The organism is Saccharopolyspora elongata (assembly GCF_004348985.1).
In the GTDB taxonomy this organism is placed as follows: Bacteria; Actinomycetota; Actinomycetes; order Mycobacteriales; family Pseudonocardiaceae; genus Saccharopolyspora; species Saccharopolyspora elongata.
In genome coordinates this window covers 37,354-54,098 of the sequence record NZ_SMKW01000023.1, presented here as the reverse complement: position 1 = coordinate 54,098, position 16,745 = coordinate 37,354, and the positions used below count along the sequence as shown (strand labels likewise).

Sequence of the window (16,745 nt, the reverse complement as noted above, 5' to 3'; positions counted from 1 at the left end):
CTGCGGGGCGCGCCGATCGCGCCCCGCGGTCCGGTGTGAGCGGCGACGGGGTCCAATGGAGCTTCAAAGGTCGGCGCCGCAGCGGCGGCCGGCCCTGGTGAAGGAGTAGAGCAGTGCGGATTGCGGTGACCGGTTCGATCGCCACCGACCACCTGATGTCCTATCCCGGTAGGTTCACCGATCAGCTCGTCGCGGATCGGCTCCACCAGGTGTCGTTGTCGTTCCTGGTCGACGACCTGGAGGTGCGGCGCGGCGGCATCGCGGCCAACATCACCTTCGGCCTCGGCCAGCTGGGCGTCGGCTCGGCCCTCGTCGGCGCCGTCGGCCAGGACTTCGACGAGTACCGCGGGTGGCTGGAGCGCCACGGGGTGGACACCTCGTCGGTGTACGTCTCCGACACCAAGCACACCGCGCGGTTCATCTGCACCACCGACACCGACCACAACCAGATCGCGTCCTTCTACGCCGGGGCGATGGCCGAGGCCCGCGAGATCGAGCTCAAGCCGGTCGCCGACCGGCTGGGCGGCCTCGACGTGGTGGTGATCTCGCCCAACGACCCGGCGGCGATGGTGCGGCACACCGAGGAGTGCCGGGACCGCGGCTACCGGTTCGTCGCCGACCCGGGCCAGCAGCTGGCCCGGATGGAGGGCGAGGAGATCCGCCGGCTCGTCGAGGGCGCGGAATACCTCTTCACCAACGAGTACGAGCACGGCCTGCTGCTGCAGAGCACCGGCTGGACGCACGCCGACGTGCTGGAACGCGTCGGCCTCTGGGCGACCTCGCTGGGCCCGAAGGGCGTGCAGGTGGAGTCCAAGTCGGAGCCGACCATCGAGGTCGCGCCGCCGAAGGAGAAGCAGAAGGGCGACCCGACCGGCGTCGGCGACGCGCTGCGCAGCGGGTTCCTCGCGGGGCTGTACCACGACCTCGACCTGGAGCGTTCGCTGCAGCTGGGCTGCACGTTGGCGACCGTCTCGCTGGAGACCGACGGTCCGCAGGAGTACCAGGTGGAGCGCGACTCGTTCGTCGCGCGCATCGCCGAGGCGTACGGTGACGCCGCCGCGGCCGAGGTCCAGTCGAAGCTCGGCTGAGAACGGGGAGTAGCAGGGGATGGCAGACCGGCAGAACGATCCGAGCGGGTTCCTGACCGCCCTCGGCGAGCGGGTCCTCGTCGCCGATGGCGGCATGGGTACCGCGCTGCAGGCGTTCGACCTGACGTTGGACGACTTCGCCAACCTGGAGGGCTGCAACGAGATCCTGAACGTCACGCGGCCCGACGTGGTGTCCTCGATCTACCGGGGCTACCTGGAGGCGGGCTCGGACGCGATCGAGACCAACACCTTCGGCGCGAACCTGGCGAACCTCGGCGAGTACGACATCCCGGAGCGGATCCGGGAGCTGGCGGAGACGGGCTCGGCGCTGGCCCGCGAAGCCGCCGACGAGTACTCGACGCCGGAACGGCCGCGGTTCGTGCTCGGTTCGGTCGGCCCGGGCACGAAGCTGCCGACGCTGGGCCACGCGCCTTACTCCGTGCTGCGCGACGCCTACGTCGAGCAGGTGCTGGGCATGCTCGACGGCGGCATCGACGTGGTGCTGGTGGAGACCTCCCAGGACCTGTTGCAGACCAAGGCCGCGATCGTGGCGGCGAAGCGGGCGATGGCCCAGACCGGCCGGTGGCTGCCGATCATCGCGCAGGTCACGGTGGAGACCACCGGCACGATGCTGGTCGGCTCGGAGATCGGCGCAGCGCTGACCGCGCTGGAGCCGCTGGGCATCGACCTGATCGGGATGAACTGCGCGACCGGCCCGGCGGAGATGAGCGAGCACCTGCGGGTGCTGGCGCAGAACTCCCGGATCCCGATCTCGGTGATGCCCAACGCTGGTCTGCCCCAGCTCGGCCCCAACGGCGCGGTGTACCCGCTGCAGCCCGACGAGCTGGCCGAGGCGCTGGTCGGGTTCGTCAACGACTTCGGCGCCCGGCTGGTCGGCGGCTGCTGCGGCACCACCACCGAGCACGTGCGCGCCGTGGCCGAGGCGGTCGCGCCGCTGGCGCCGAAGGTGCGCGAGCCGGAGCACATCCCGTCGATCTCGTCGGTGTACCAGGCGGTGCCGTTCGAACAGGACGCGTCGATCCTCAACATCGGCGAGCGCACGAACACCAACGGTTCCAAGGCGTTCCGCGAGGCGATGCTGGAAGGCCGTTACGACGACTGCGTGGAGATCGCCAAGTCCCAGACGCGCGAAGGCGCCCACATGCTGGACCTGTGCGTGGACTACGTCGGCCGCGACGGCACGGTCGACATGCGGGAGCTGGCGTCGCGCCTGGCCACCTCCTCGACCCTGCCGATCATGGTGGACTCCACGGAGCCGGACGTGATCGAGGCCGGCCTGGATCACCTGGGCGGCCGGTGCGCGGTCAACTCGGTGAACTACGAGGACGGTCACGAACCGGGCTCGCGGTACGAGCGCGTGATGAAGCTCGTCGTCGAACACGGTGCCACCGTGGTGGTGACCTGCATCGACGAGGAAGGCCAGGCGCGCACCGCCGAGTGGAAGCTGCGGGTCGCCGAACGGCTGATCGAGGACATGACCACCAACTGGGGTCTGGAGAAGTCCGCGATCATCATCGACTGCCTGGTCTTCCCGATCACCACCGGCCAGGAAGAGGTCCGCAAGGACGCCATCGAGACGATCAACGCGATCCGGGAGCTCAAGAAGCGCCATCCGGACGTCCAGACCACGCTCGGCCTGTCCAACGTCTCGTTCGGGCTCAACCCGGCGGCACGGCAGGTGCTGAACTCGGTGTTCCTCAACGAATGCCGGGAAGCGGGCCTGGACACCGCGATCCTGAACGCTTCGAAGATCCTGCCGATGAACAAGATCCAGGACGAGCAGCGGGAGGTCGCGCTCGACCTGGTCTACGACCGGCGCCGCGAGGGCTACGACCCGCTGCAGAAGCTGATGGAGCTCTTCGAAGGCAAGACCGCGAAGTCCAGCAGCGCTTCGCGTGCCGAGGAACTGGCGAAGCTGCCGCTGTTCGAGCGGCTGGAGCGGCGGATCGTCGATGGCGAGCGCAACGGCCTGGAGGCGGACCTCGACGAGGCGATGAAGGAGAAGAAGCCGCTCGACATCGTCAACGAGAACCTGCTGGCCGGCATGAAGGTCGTCGGTGAGCTGTTCGGCTCCGGGCAGATGCAGCTGCCGTTCGTGCTGCAGTCCGCCGAGGTCATGAAGGCCGCTGTCGCCTGCCTCGAACCGCACATGGAGAAGGACGACTCCGGCGGCAAGGGCAAGCTGCTGCTGGCCACGGTCAAGGGCGATGTGCACGACATCGGCAAGAACCTCGTCGACATCATCGTGTCCAACAACGGCTACGACGTGGTCAACATCGGCATCAAACAGCCGATCAACGCCATCCTGGACGCTGCCGAGGAGCACAAGGTCGACGCCATCGGCATGTCCGGCCTGCTGGTGAAGTCGACCGTGATCATGAAGGAGAACCTGGAGGAGCTCAACTCCAGGGGAATGTCCGAGAAGTACCCGGTGATGCTGGGTGGGGCGGCGCTCACCAGGTCCTATGTGGAGAACGACCTGGACGAGGTCTACCAGGGCGATGTGCGTTATGCGAAGGACGCCTTCGAAGGCCTGCACCTGATGGACCGCATCATGTCCGTCAAGCGCGGTGACGCGCCTGCCGAAGACGCGGCCGAGCAGGCGAAGAAAGCCGAGCGCAAGGCTCGCCGCGAGCGGTCGATGCGCATCGCCGAGAAGCGCAAGGCGGAGCAGGGACCCGAGCCGGAGTACACCGACACCACGCGGTCCGATGTGGACGCCGAAGCGCCGGTGCCGACGCCGCCGTTCTGGGGCTCGAAGGTGGTCAAGGGCGTCGCGGTCGCCGACTACCTGGCGCTGCTGGACGAGCGGGCCACGTTCTTCGGCCAGTGGGGCCTGCGCGGCGCGAAGAAGGGCGAGGGGCCGTCCTACGAGGAACTCGTCGAATCCGAGGGCCGGCCGCGGCTGCGCCACTGGATCGACGAGCTTTCCACCGCGGGCATCCTGCAGCACGCCGCCGTCGTCTACGGCTACTTCCCTTGCGTGACCGAGGGAAACCACCTCGTGGTGCTGGACAAGGACGAGCCGGACGCCCAGGAGCGGCACCGGTTCTTCTTCCCGCGGCAGAAGCGCGACCGGCGGCTGTGCCTGGCGGACTTCTTCCGGACGCGCGAGCAGGCCGAGAGGACCGGCCAGGTGGACGTGCTGCCGGTGCAGCTGGTCACCATGGGCCAGCCGATCGCCGACTACGCCAACGAGCTGTTCGCCAAGAACGCCTACCGGGACTACCTGGAGGTGCACGGCATGGGCGTGCAGCTCACCGAGGCGCTGGCCGAGTACTGGCACCGCCGCGTCCGGCGGGAGCTCCTCTGGGCCGCCGGCGGTTCGGTGGCCGAGGAGGACCCGGCCGACGTGCAGGAGTTCTTCAAGCTCGGCTACCGCGGCGCGCGGTACTCCTTCGGCTACGGCGCCTGCCCGGACATCGAGGACCGGGCCAAGATCGTCGACCTGCTGGAGGCCGAGCGCATCGGCGTGGTGCTCTCGGAGGAGTTCCAGCTGCACCCCGAGCAGTCCACCGACGCGATCATCGCCCACCACCCCGAGGCGAAGTACTTCAACACCTGATCCACCCGCAAGACACCGCAACCGCATGGGAAATCGAGAAGGGAAACCATGAGCGTCAAGTTGCAGAAGGCAGGCGGCCTTGAGTTCGCTGTCCGGGATTTGTCGTTGGCCGAGGCCGGGCGGCATCAGATCCGGTTGGCCGAGCACGAGATGCCGGGCCTGATGGCGACTCGCGAGGAGTACGCGGATTCGCAGCCGTTGAAGGGTGCGCGGGTTGCGGGTTCGTTGCACATGACGGTGCAGACGGCTGTGTTGATCGAGACCTTGGTCGCGTTGGGCGCGGAGGTCCGGTGGGTGTCGTGCAACATTTTCTCGACGCAGGATGAGGCTGCGGCGGCGGTCGTGGTGGGCCCGAACGGGACGCCGGAGGCGCCTGCGGGTGTGCCGGTGTTCGCGTGGAAGGGTGAGTCGCTGGAGGAGTACTGGTGGTGCACCGACCAGTTGTTCCAGTTCGGTGATGGCCAGGGTCCGAACATGATCCTCGACGATGGTGGCGACGCCACGTTGTTGGTGCACAAGGGCGTCGAGTTCGAGGCCGCGGGCGCGGTGCCGCAGCCGGGCGAGGACGACCCGGAGGAGTACAAGGTCATCCTGGAGACCCTGCGCGCCAGCATCGCCCGGAACGGCCAGCGGTTCACCAAGATCGCCGGTGAGATCAAGGGCGTCACCGAGGAGACCACCACCGGCGTGCACCGCCTGTACGAGCTGGCCAAGACCGGGGACCTGCTGTTCCCCGCGATCAACGTCAACGACTCGGTCACCAAGTCGAAGTTCGACAACAAGTACGGTTGCCGGCACTCGTTGATCGACGGCATCAACCGGGCCACCGACGTGCTCATCGGCGGCAAGGTCGCGGTCGTCTGCGGCTACGGCGACGTCGGCAAGGGCTCGGCGGAATCGCTGCGCGGCCAGGGCGCCCGGGTGATCGTCACCGAGGTCGACCCGATCTGCGCGCTGCAGGCGGCGATGGACGGCTACCAGGTCACCACCCTGGAAGACGTCGTGGAGACCGCGGACATCTTCGTCACCACCACCGGCAACTTCAACATCATCACCGCCGAGCACATGACGCGGATGAAGCACCAGGCGATCGTGGGCAACATCGGTCACTTCGACAACGAGATCGACATGGCGGGCCTGGAGAAGGTGCCGGGCGTCCGCAAGCAGGAGATCAAGCCGCAGGTCCACGAGTACGTGTTCGAGGATGGGCACTCGATCATCGTGCTGTCGGAGGGCCGTCTGCTGAACCTGGGCAACGCGACCGGGCACCCGAGCTTCGTGATGTCGAACTCCTTCACCAACCAGACGATCGCCCAGATCGAGCTGTTCACCAAGCCGGGCGAGTACGAGAAGCAGGTGTACGTGCTGCCGAAGCACCTGGACGAGAAGGTCGCGCGGCTGCACCTGGATGCGCTGGGCGTGAAGCTGACCAAGCTCACCAAGGAGCAGGCCGCCTACATCGGCGTCGACGTCAACGGCCCGTACAAGCCCGACCACTACCGCTACTGATCGATTTCTCGGCTGAGAAGGAGACCAGGCCATGACTCGGGTCATAGACCGGCTGCGCCCCGGCAAGACGGTGTTCTCGGTGGAGTTCTTCCCCGCGAAGACCGACGAGGAGGAACGCCAGCTGTGGCGGGCCATCCGGGAACTGGAGCCGCTGGACCCCGCGTACGTGTCGGTGACCTACGGGGCCGGCGGGTCCAGCCGGGACCGCACCGTGCGCACCACCGGCCGGATCGCGGGCGACACCACCCTGCTGCCGGTGGCGCACCTGACCGGCGTGAACCACTCGATCGCCGAACTGCGGCACGTCATCGGCTCGTACGCGGCCGAGGGCATCACCAACGTGCTGGCGATCCGCGGCGACCCGCCGGGCGACCCGATGGGCGAGTGGATCCCGCACCCGGAGGGCATCACCTACGCCGACGAGCTCGTGCGGCTGGTGCGCGAGTGCGGTGACTTCAGCGTGGGCGTCGCGGCGTTCCCGCACCTGCACCCGCGCTCGGTGGACCTGGAGTCCGACACCCGGCACATGGTCAACAAGCTGCGGGCCGGGGCGGACTTCTCGGTGGCGCAGATGTTCCTGGAGCCGGAGTACTTCCTGCGGCTGCGGGACCGGCTGGCGCAGCACGGCTGCGACCAGCCGCTGCTGCCGGGGATCATGCCGATCACCACGCCGCGGGTGCTGGGCATGACCACGCAGCTGAGCAACATGACGATCCCGGACGAGGTGTCGGCGGCGCTGGACCCGCTGCGCGACGACGCGGCCGGCTTCCGGGCGGCCGGGCTGGAGATCACCACCCGGCTGTGCGAGAAGCTGATCGCCGAAGGCGTGCCGGCGCTGCACTTCTACAGCCTCAACCGGGCCAAGGCCACCCGCGAGGTGGTGGCCAACCTCGGACTGGCCGACGGCGTGCTGAAAGCCGCCTGACGTCCGAGCCGTCGAAGCCCGCCGTCCCTCCGGGGCGGCGGGCTTCTGCTCGTCGGGGCGGGATTCCGGGTGAGGTCGGTCACGGCCCCGGGGTGCGAATCCGGGCCGACCCGGTGCGTGGTGTCATCGAAGCCCGTCGGACGGCCGTCGCGCGCGGTCGCCGTGGCCGCATTCGGGTGACCGGCGGCGGGTGCTCGGCACGCAGCGGAGCGATCAACGGTGGTGCGGGGGCACCGGACCCGGTGGTTTCCTTTTTGATCCGGTCCCGCGCTTCGCTAGAGTTGACGCATTCGCGGTCCGCTCGGCCGAATTCGGCCGCGACCGGAAATCGATCAGTCCAAATCGGGCAGAAGCGCAATGGTGCGCTGGAAGCGGTGTCCCGGAACTGGGTTCGGGAGCGGGGTTCGTCGAGTGCTGTCGCGGGGCGGGGAGGAGCAGGTCAGTGCCGTTGTCGCCGGTGTGCTCGCGTCGCGGTCCCGAACCGTTCGAGGGCGAATCTTCTCCGGGAATTCCGAAAGATCAATTGCCGCGGATCGGCCCGCCTAGTGGTTTCGCCGCCCGGTGTTTCGGGAACGGAAACGGTCCGGTAACCCGGCCGGTCGATTTGCCGAGTTCGAATGGTTCGCGGAAACGACTTCTCGAATTGCGCGGTGAGGTGCGGCGATGATGACGACGAGCGAGGTCAGCGCGCTGGACTGGGCGTTCCTCTGCCTGGAGCAGGAAACAACGCCGATGCACCTCGGCGCGGTCGCGGTGTTCCGGCCGCCGGAGCCGGCGGACCGGTTGCGCTTGCTGGCGCTGCTCGCGGAGCGGGCGCAGCGGATCGCGCGGCTGCGGCTGCGGATCGGCCAGTCCTGGCTGCCCGGCCAGGCCCACTGGGCGGAAGCCCCGGGGTTCGATGCGTCCGAACACGTGCACAGCCACCAGCTGCCCACCCCCGGCGGGCGGGCGGAGCTGGCCGGGCTGGCCGCGGAGCTCCTCGCGGATCCGCTGGACCGGCGCCGTCCGCTGTGGGAACTGCACTTGATCACCGGCCTGGACGGGGACCGGTTCGCGGTGCTGGTGAAGTTCCACCACGCTCTGGCCGATGGCCGCGAGGCCGTCGAAACGGGCCTGGCGCTGCTGGACGGCTTCGCGCCCGCCGAGCAGGAACCGGCCTGCCCCGGCGGCGGTCCGCTGCAGTTCCTCCGGCGCCCGGGGAAGCTGATCGGGGCGGTGCGCGGAACCCTGTCGAAATCCGGCGAGACGCTGGGCATCGCCTCGTCGGTGGTGCGCAACATGCGGATGCCGGTCCCGGATTCGCCGTTGCGCGCCTCGTCCTCGACGGCGCGGCGGGTGGCGCTGGTCCCGATCGACCTCGCCGACCTGCGGCGCATCCGCGCGAAGCACGGCGGCACCACCAACGACGTGGTGCTCGCGGTGCTCGCCGGGGCGTTCCGCCGGTGGCTGGCCACGCGCGGGCATCCGGTCGGTGAGCTGCCGGTGCGGGCGCTGATCCCGGTCTGCCGTCGGCGCGGCGACGACGTGAGCGGCAACAACCGGCTCTCCGGTTACCTGTGCGATCTGCCGGTGGACGAGCCGGATCCGGTGGCGAGGCTGCAGGCGATCCGGGCCGCGATGAGGCGCAACAAGAGCGCAGGTCCGCTGCGCGGGCCGGGCGCGTTCCCGGTGCTGGCCGGGCGGGTGCCGCAGATCGTGCACCAGGTGGCCGCCCCGCTGGCCGGGCAGAGCGCTGCGCTGCTGTTCGACACCGTGATCACCAACGTGCCGCTGCCCGACTTCCCGGCGACCCTGGGCGGGGCGGCGTTGGCGGAGCTGTACCCGGTGGCCCCGCTGGCGGCAGGGCAGGCGCTGGCCATCGCGGTTTCGCAGTACCGCGACACCGTGCACGTCGGCGTGCACGCCAACCGCGCCGCGCTGCCGGACCTGGAGAAGTTCAGCGGCGCGCTGCCGCTCGCGGTTGCCGAACTCGGCGACCTGTCGTGACCGATTCGCCCGCGCCGCCACGGTTTTCCTGGTTATATGGTGGTATGGATCTTGTGGTGCGGACCGAGCACGGAGCGGTGCGCGGCACCGTAAATGGTGAGATCAGCGCGTTCAAGGGAATCCCGTACGCGGCGCCGCTGGACGGCCCGCGCCGGTTCCAGGCCCCGGTCGCGCCCGAGCGCTGGGGCGGCGTGCGCGACGCCTCGGCGTTCAGCGCATCGGTGCCGCAGCCCGCGATCATGCCGGGCGTGCCACTGCTGTGGAATCCCGGCGACCGCACCGATTCCCTCAGCCTGAACGTCTGGACCCCGGACCTCGGCGGCGGGTTGCCGGTGATGGTCTGGATCCACGGCGGCGCGTTCCTGGGCGGCGCGACCGACAGCCCGGCGTACGACGCGGCGCGGCTGGCGAGCGACGGCGTGGTCGTGGTGACGGTGAACTACCGCGTGGGCTACGAGGGCTTCGGCTGGGTCGCTGATGCTCCCGCCAACCGCGGCATCCTGGACCAGCTCGCAGCACTGCGCTGGGTGCGGGAGAACATCGCGGCGTTCGGCGGCGATCCGGGCAACGTGACGATCTTCGGCGAGTCGGCCGGGGCGACCTCGGTGGCGGCGCTGATCGCCGGTTCGGCCGGGCAGGGCCTCTTTCACCGCGCCATCGCGCAGAGCCTGGGCAACCTCTACTCCGACGAGGACGAGGCCCGCAAGATCGGCGAGCTGATCGCCGGCCGGCTGGACGTGCCGGCCACCGCCGAGGCGCTGGGCTCGGTGCCGTCGGAGGCGATCCACGCGGCCCAGTCCCCGGTGATGCAGGAGATGAACGCCGACCGCGCGGCCTGGACGAACTCCACGGCGTACGCGGTGGTCCTGGACGGGGAGGTGCTGTCGGAGCTGCCGTGGGAGGCGCTGCGCTCCGGTGCGGCCCGCGGCGTGGACCTGATCAGCGGCTACAACACCGACGAGACCAAGATGTTCACGGTCGGGCTCCCCGCGGAGGCCAAGGACCCGGCCGCGATGGCGCAGGGCTTGCGGCTGGCGCCGTCGGTGGTCGACGAGTACCGCGCCGGGTACCCGGGCGTCGACGACGCGGAACTGTACACCGTGATGCTCAGCGACCAGCTGTTCCGCATGCCGTCGACGTGGCTCGCCGAGGGCCATGCCGCCGGTGGCGGGCGGAGCTACCTGTACGAGTTCTCCTGGCCCCTCCCGGGGCTCGGCGGTGCGCTCGGTGCCTGCCACGGGCTGGACGTGCCGTTCACCTTCGGCGTCTCGGAAAGCGAGCTCACCGCGGTGTGGTTCGAGGGCACGGTTCCGCCGGACTTCGAGGACCTCTCCGGAGAGCTGCGCGGGGCGTGGGTCTCCTTCGCCACCACCGGCGACCCGGGCTGGCCCGCCTACACCGCCGCGGACCGCTCGGCCCGGATCTGGAACGTGCCGCCGACGGTGGTGGCCGACCCGATCAAGCCGTCCCGCGAGATCTGGCGGCACCGCTTCCCGGCGTGATCGCCGCCGGCCGGGATGGCGACTTCCCGCCATTCCGGCCGACGGCGCAGCAGGCACGGGATTCTCTTGCGCATGCCCGGAAGATCGGCTCGTGCGGCAGCGGTTCTCACGATGGCGCTGGCCGTCGCGGTCCTACCGGCGACCGCGGCCGCTGCACCGTACTGCCAGAGCATCACGGAGACCTCGAACTCGGACTGGATGGCGGGCCTACCGGACGACGCCAGCCTCGCGAAGCTGTCGATCCCGGGCACCCACCAAACCCTGTCGCTGCACGGCGGTTCCTTGACGCAGACGCAGGAGAACCACGGCGACAGCGCGGAAACGCTGGGCGTGCAGCTGCAGTCGGGCATCCGGGCCATCGACATCCGGGTGCGGCGCTACGACGACCTTTTCACCCTGCACCACGGGCCGTTCTACCAGAACGCCAACTTCTCCGACGTGCTGCGCGAGGCGGGCGAGTTCCTGGCCGCGCACCCCGGCGAAGCGGTGCTCATGCGGCTGAAGGCCGAGTGCACCGGCGAGATGACCTCGTGCACCGACGAGAACAGCCAGCTCGACACCGCGCAGATCCTCGACTGGTACCGGGACAACGATCCCAACGGCGGGTACCTGCTCGACCCGGCGGGCGGTGACGTGCCGACTCTGGGGCAGGCGCGCGGCAAGATCGTGCTGGCCACCCTGCAGGGCGCGGGTGGCGGGCTCTACGAGGGGCGCGGGCTCGGCCAGTTCAACAACGACACCTGGGGCGAGTACGTCCAGGACGCCTACGACGTGCCGACGCTGTTCGACATCGACGACAAGTGGTTCAAGGTCCGCGACCACCTGGACAAGACGGCGGCCGCCGACGCCGGCCGGATGTTCCTGAACTTCTCCAGCGGTTCCAGCCCGGCGGCGTTCCCGGACGCGGTCGCCTGCGGCGCGTCCGGCTTCCGCGGAGTCAACGACTACGCCCTGGAGCACCTCAACGGCAACGACCTGCCGAGGACCGGGGTGGTCATGATGGACTTCCCGGGAGCGGACCTGGTGAACGCCATCATCGCGGCCAACCGCTGACCGGCCCGGAAGTTCGCGATTTCAGGCAAAATCGGAACCACCACACACACCGAACTACGCCCGCCTCGGAAAATCCCAATTTTAGGCAAAATTGGGAGTCCTCCTCTGCGGGAGCGCGGGCTCTGATGTGCCCAATTTTAGGCAAAATTGGGAGCTCTCCTCTGCGGGGCGTGGGGGCTCTGAGTGTTCCAATTTTAGGCAAAATTGGGCGTTCCCTCGGGTGCTTGGGCGTCATCGGGGCGGTTTTGGGCGGCGTTGGGGCGCATCGGTCGGGCGGAAGGGAGAATCGCGGCGGAAGACCTGTCCTCCGGGGCGGCGGAGACGCTCCGTCATCTGGGCAGGGGCGGCTTGTCGTCGGGGATCGTGGTGAGTTCGAGGTGAGTGGGAAGTTGGGACGCTGGATCGACGTCGCCGATGGCGTGCTGGTTCGTCGCTACGAGGAGCTGGACCTCTCGGTCGGCCTCGTCGTGGGCGGTGAGCGCTGTCTCGTCATCGATACCGGCGGCGATGCCGGGCAGGGTGCCGAGCTCGCCGCGGCGGTCCGCGAGGTCACGCCGCTGCCCTGGTCGGTGGTCCTGACCCACGCGCACTTCGACCACAGCTTCGGCACCGAGGCGTTCCTGCCGTGCCAGGTATGGGCGCACGACCGGTGCCGCGCCCAGCTCGTGGCCACGGGGGCGGATCAGCGCGAGAAGTGGGCTCGGCACTACCGGGAGCGGGGCGAGCACGAGGTCGCCGATCGCATCGAGGCGGTCCGGATCGCGTTGCCCGACAACCTGGTCGGCGACCGGCAGGTGCTCGACCTCGGCGGGCGCGACGTGGCGCTGCTCCACTTCGGACCGGCACACTCCGACCACGACCTGGTCGTGCACGTGCCGGATGCGGGTGTCGTGTTCGCCGGCGATCTGGTCGAGCAGGGTGCGCCGCCGCAGTTCGGTGACGCGTATCCGCAGGGGTGGCCCGCCGCGCTGGACGGCATCCTCGCGCTGGACGCGCCGGTGGTGCTGCCCGGGCACGGCGAGCCGGTGGACCGGGAGTTCGTGCGGCACCAGCGCGCCGAGCTGGCGACCGTGGCCGAGCTGTGCCGGGCGGTGGGGGCGGGGGAGCTCACCGCGGAGCAGGCGGTGGAGCGCTCGCCCTTCCCCGAGAAGTTCACCCTGGACGCCCTGGCGCGCTGACCTCACTGCGGGGGTTGATGCCCGCGTTGGTTAACGTGAGTAAGTATCGCGGCGGACGGAGGACGGCATGTCAGGCACGGCGGAGAAGGCGCTCGCGGCGCTGCGCGCGGACTGCGCGAGCCGGTGCTGCTGACCGACCCCGATTCCGTCGCCCGCTTCGCCCACGACGAGGCCGAGTGGGCCCCGCACGGCGAACCGCTGGCGGTGGTGCGCGCGACCAGCACCGATGACGTCGTCGCCGCGGTGCGGATCTGCGCCGAGCTGGGCGTTCCGGTGGTGCCACGAGGCGCCGGGACCGGCCTGTCGGGCGGCGCGAACGCCATCGACGGCTGCGTGCTGATCTCCTTCGAGGGCATGAACGAGATCCTGGAGATCAACCCGCGCGAGCAGCTCGCCGTGGTGCAGCCCGGCGTGGTCAACGACGATCTGCGCGCCGCCTGCCGCGAGCAGGGCGCCTGGTACCCGCCGGACCCGGCCAGCTCGCCGTGGTCGACCATCGGCGGCAACGTCGCCACCAACGCGGGCGGTGTGTGCTGCGTGAAGTACGGCGTGACCCGCGACTACGTGCTGGGCCTGGAAGCCGTCGTCGGCAACGGCGAGGTGGTGCGGCTGGGGCGGCGCACCGCCAAGGGCGTCGCCGGCTACGACCTGTGCGGGCTGTTCGTCGGCTCGGAAGGCACGCTCGGCGTGATCACCGAGATCACCGTCAAGCTGCTGCCCGGCCTGCGAGCCCCCGAGCGCACCGTCGTCGGGTACTTCGATTCCCTCGTGGCGGCGGGCGAAGCGGTGGCCGCGGTCGCCGCGGCCGGGATCGTGCCGTCGGCGCTGGAGCTGCTCGACCAGCACTGCCTGAAGGCCGTCGACGAGTGGAAGAACATGGGCCTCAGCGCCGAGGCGAACGTGCTGCTGCTCGGCCGTTCCGACACGCCGGGCGCGGCGGGGGAGCAGGAGGTCGACGGGCTGCTGCGCTGCTTCGACGAGGCCGGCGCGACCTGGAGTGCCCGTTCCACCGACGAGCACGAGGCGGACGCGTTGTTCGCCGCGCGCCGGCTGGCGTATCCGGCGCTGGAGCGGCTTGGCCCGGTGCTGACCGAGGACGTCTGCGTGCCGCGGGCGAAGGTGCCGGAGATGCTGGGCCGCATCGAGGCGGCGGCGCAGCGGCACGACACGCAGATCGCCAACATCGCGCACGCCGGCGACGGCAACCTGCACCCGCTGATCATCACGCCGCCCGGTGACGACGCGTCGCGGCTGCGCGCGCAGCGGGCCTTCGACGACATCGTCGCCGACGCCATCGCGATGGGCGGCACGGTGACCGGCGAGCACGGCGTGGGCCTGCTCAAGCGCAAGGGCCTGCACGCGGAGCTCAGCCCGGCGGTGATCGGGATGCACCACGCGGTCAAGAACGCCCTCGACCCGGCCGGGATCTTCAACCCAGGCAAGGTCTTCGGCGACCCGGACAGCTGAGATCCCGCACGTCGGGGACCACCCGGGTGAGGCCCGTTTCCCAATTGCTGCGGGAAAGCCGCGCTTGGAGGCTGCGCGAATCGGTGCCTCGCCTCGGCCCTGGGAAGCGGCGTTTTCGCGCGAAAACGGCGTTCGCAGGCGTGGCGAATGCCGTTTTCGCGCGAAAACGGCGTGCAGAGCAAGTTCCCGAGCAGCCTTGTCGCCGTCAATGCACCCATGGCCCGTGAGCGGCGGAGCGCCGTCAGCGCTTCGCGAGTTCCAGGGCCGCCGTTTCGGTGGTGTCCTCGTCGAGCAGGACGTGGTAGGCCGCCGCGCCGAGCGGGATGAAGCTGTCCTCGCTGGTGACCCGGGCGATCGGCCCGGCGAAGCCGCCGTCGACGAGCGCCGTCACCACCGGCTCGGAAACGCCGCCGCTGCGGCGGGTTTCGTCCACCACCAGCACCCGGCCGGTCGCGCGCGCCGCGGCCAGCAGGTCCTCGACCGGCAGCGGCGCCAGCCAGCGCAGGTCCAGCACTCGTGCCCCGAGGCCGCGCTCCCGCAACCGCTTCGCGACCCGCAGGCTCATCGGCACGCCGTTGCCGAAGCTGACCAGCGTCAGGTCGTCGCCGTCGCCGTACTCGCGGGCCCGCCCGATCGGCACGTGGTGCTCACCGGGCGCGGGATACCGCGCCAGCCACTCGCCGTCGCCGGGTTCGTGCAGGTCGCGCGTGTGGTAGAGCGCGATGGGCTCCAGGAACACGCACACCCGGCCGTCCTCGTGCGCGGCGGCGACGCAGGTGCGCAGCATCGCGGCGGCATCGTCGGGCCGCGACGGCGAGGCGACCACGACGCCCGGCAGGTCGCGCAGCGCGGCGACGCTGTCGTCGTTGTGGAAGTGGCCGCCGAACCCCTTCTGGTAACCGTAACCGGCGATGCGCACGACCATCGGATTCCGGTACTGGCCGTTGGAGAAGAAGCTCAGCGTGCTGCCCTCACCGCGCAACTGGTCAGCCGCGTTGTGCACGTACGCGAGGTACTGGATCTCGGGGATCGGCAGCAGCCCGGCGAGCCCCGCACCGAGCGCGGTGCCCAGGATGCTCTGCTCGTCCAGCAGTGTGTCGAACACCTTGGTGCCGCCGAACTTCTTGCGCAGCCCGCGCGTCACCCCGTACACGCCGCCCTTGCGCGCGACGTCCTCGCCGAAGACCACGACGCCCGGGTCGCGGCCCAGCTCCTCGGTCAGCGACCGGTTGATCGCCTGCGCCAGGGTCAGCGGCCCCTCGGCTTCGGGCAGCTGATCGGCGAAGACCTCCGCGCGTCGCGGCGGGACCTCGCCCGCCCGGCGCGCAACGGCGTCGGGCCGGTCCTGGTAGATCGACGCCATCACCTCGGCGGCGCTGTCCAGCTTGCGGCGGCCGAGCGCATCCTCCGCGATGCGCGCGACCTCGGCCCGTTTGTCCTCGTAACGCGCGAGCACCTCGCCTGGCTCCAGGATCCCGTTGTCCACCAGTGCTTTCGCCGTGCAGAGCAGCGGGTCGCGCTGGTAGTCGGTGGTGATCTCGGTGCGCGATCGGTATCCGGACTCCACGTCGGACCCGGCGTGACCCATCAACCGCACCGTCCGCAGGTGCAGGAACGCCGGGGCGCGGTGCTCGCGAACCCAGTCGGCGGCCTCCCGCGCGACCGCCAGGCACTGCACCGGGTCGGCGCCGTCGACCGTGAAGTACCGCAGGCCGGCGCGGTTGCCATAGGTGGACTCGATCCAGCCCTGCGGAGTGCGCACGCTGATCCCGATGCCGTTGTCCTCGCACACCAGCAGCAGCGGCATCGGAAGGCCCTGGAAGGCGCAGTGCAGCGCCGAGTTGATCGCGCCGGTCGCGGTCGAGTGGTTCGCCGAGGCGTCGCCGAAGCTGCACACCACCACCGAATCCGCCGGCCACGCGGTCGGGACGTCCAGTTTCGCCGCCCGTCCCAGGGAGAACGCCAGGCCGACCGCGCGGGGCAGGTGCGAGGCGATGGTCGAGGTCTGCGGGATGACGGACAGCTCGGCGTTGCCGAACACCTTGTGCCGCCCGCCGGAGATCGGTTCGTCGGCCGAGGCGACGATGCCCAGCAGCACGTCGCGCAGCGGTTGCTGCCCCGGCACCTGCCGGCCGCGGTGGACGTAGAAGCCACCGGAGCGGTAGTGCAGCAGCGCCGGATCGGTCGGCCGCAGCGCGGCGGCGACCGCGGCGTTGGACTCGTGCCCGGACGAGCCGATGCTGTAGAAGCCCTTGCCCTGCGAGCCCAGTTGCCGCGCCTGGAAGTCCAGGTGCCGGCTGCCGGCCTGCGAGTCGAACAGCGCCAGCAACTCGTCGCCCGGCCCCGACCCGGTCGACGGCCGTGCGGACCAACCGGCCACGGCGGCCCGGAAGAACTCGTCAACGGGCTCGGTCTTGTCGCTCATTGATCCTCCGTGTTGCAAGTGAGCGG

10 protein-coding genes are annotated in these 16,745 nt (G+C 70.1%); 9 read left to right on the top strand and 1 reads right to left on the bottom strand.

Annotated features, from left to right (window positions below; translation table 11 throughout):
* Positions 1-113: 113 nt before the first annotated feature.
* From E1288_RS18655 to E1288_RS18615, 9 genes are all read left to right on the top strand, one after another.
* A complete protein-coding gene (locus E1288_RS18655) occupies positions 114-1,088 on the top strand; it encodes a carbohydrate kinase family protein (RefSeq protein WP_132486768.1) in 975 nt (324 codons plus the stop codon).
* 19 nt (positions 1,089-1,107) lie between these two features.
* Positions 1,108-4,674 (top strand): methionine synthase, encoded by a 3,567-nt coding sequence (gene metH, locus E1288_RS18650; protein WP_132486766.1) that lies wholly within the window; start codon positions 1,108-1,110, stop codon positions 4,672-4,674.
* A gap of 48 nt (positions 4,675-4,722) precedes the next feature.
* Positions 4,723-6,183 carry an adenosylhomocysteinase gene (ahcY, locus tag E1288_RS18645; RefSeq protein ID WP_132486764.1) on the top strand — a complete coding sequence of 487 codons (1,461 nt, stop codon included), beginning with the start codon at positions 4,723-4,725 and terminating at the stop codon, positions 6,181-6,183.
* Between the two features lie 31 nt (positions 6,184-6,214).
* A complete protein-coding gene (locus E1288_RS18640; RefSeq protein WP_132486762.1) occupies positions 6,215-7,108 on the top strand; it encodes a methylenetetrahydrofolate reductase in 894 nt (297 codons plus the stop codon).
* A gap of 663 nt (positions 7,109-7,771) precedes the next feature.
* Entirely contained in the window at positions 7,772-9,094 is a 1,323-nt protein-coding gene (locus tag E1288_RS18635; protein WP_235883647.1) for a wax ester/triacylglycerol synthase family O-acyltransferase, read from the top strand.
* A gap of 44 nt (positions 9,095-9,138) precedes the next feature.
* Complete coding sequence (locus E1288_RS18630; protein ID WP_132486760.1) at positions 9,139-10,596, top strand: carboxylesterase/lipase family protein; 1,458 nt, start codon at positions 9,139-9,141, stop codon at positions 10,594-10,596.
* Positions 10,597-10,668: 72 nt separating this feature from the next.
* Entirely contained in the window at positions 10,669-11,649 is a 981-nt protein-coding gene (locus tag E1288_RS18625) for a phosphatidylinositol-specific phospholipase C (RefSeq protein WP_132486758.1), read from the top strand.
* 377 nt (positions 11,650-12,026) lie between these two features.
* On the top strand, positions 12,027-12,827 hold the full coding sequence (locus E1288_RS18620; protein WP_235883646.1) for an MBL fold metallo-hydrolase: 801 nt from the start codon (positions 12,027-12,029) through the stop codon (positions 12,825-12,827).
* A gap of 123 nt (positions 12,828-12,950) precedes the next feature.
* Positions 12,951-14,294 (top strand): FAD-binding oxidoreductase, encoded by a 1,344-nt coding sequence (locus E1288_RS18615; protein WP_235883645.1) that lies wholly within the window; start codon positions 12,951-12,953, stop codon positions 14,292-14,294.
* Positions 14,295-14,535: 241 nt separating this feature from the next.
* Here E1288_RS18615 and E1288_RS18610 read toward each other — a convergent pair whose 3' ends face one another.
* Complete coding sequence (locus E1288_RS18610) at positions 14,536-16,719, bottom strand: thiamine pyrophosphate-dependent enzyme (protein WP_132486754.1); 2,184 nt, start codon at positions 16,717-16,719, stop codon at positions 14,536-14,538.
* Between the last annotated feature and the right edge of the window lie 26 nt (positions 16,720-16,745).

What these genes read in the sequence shown, in the direction of transcription:
- E1288_RS18610 (WP_132486754.1), bottom strand. Translation starts at nt 16,719, where the DNA reads ATGAGCGACAAGACCGAGCCCGTTGACGAGTTCTTCCGGGCCGCCGTG.
- E1288_RS18640 (WP_132486762.1), top strand. Translation starts at nt 6,215, where the DNA reads ATGACTCGGGTCATAGACCGGCTGCGCCCCGGCAAGACGGTGTTCTCG.
- E1288_RS18625 (WP_132486758.1), top strand. Translation starts at nt 10,669, where the DNA reads ATGCCCGGAAGATCGGCTCGTGCGGCAGCGGTTCTCACGATGGCGCTG.
- E1288_RS18635 (WP_235883647.1), top strand. Translation starts at nt 7,772, where the DNA reads ATGATGACGACGAGCGAGGTCAGCGCGCTGGACTGGGCGTTCCTCTGC.
- metH (WP_132486766.1), top strand. Translation starts at nt 1,108, where the DNA reads ATGGCAGACCGGCAGAACGATCCGAGCGGGTTCCTGACCGCCCTCGGC.
- E1288_RS18630 (WP_132486760.1), top strand. Translation starts at nt 9,139, where the DNA reads ATGGATCTTGTGGTGCGGACCGAGCACGGAGCGGTGCGCGGCACCGTA.
- ahcY (WP_132486764.1), top strand. Translation starts at nt 4,723, where the DNA reads ATGAGCGTCAAGTTGCAGAAGGCAGGCGGCCTTGAGTTCGCTGTCCGG.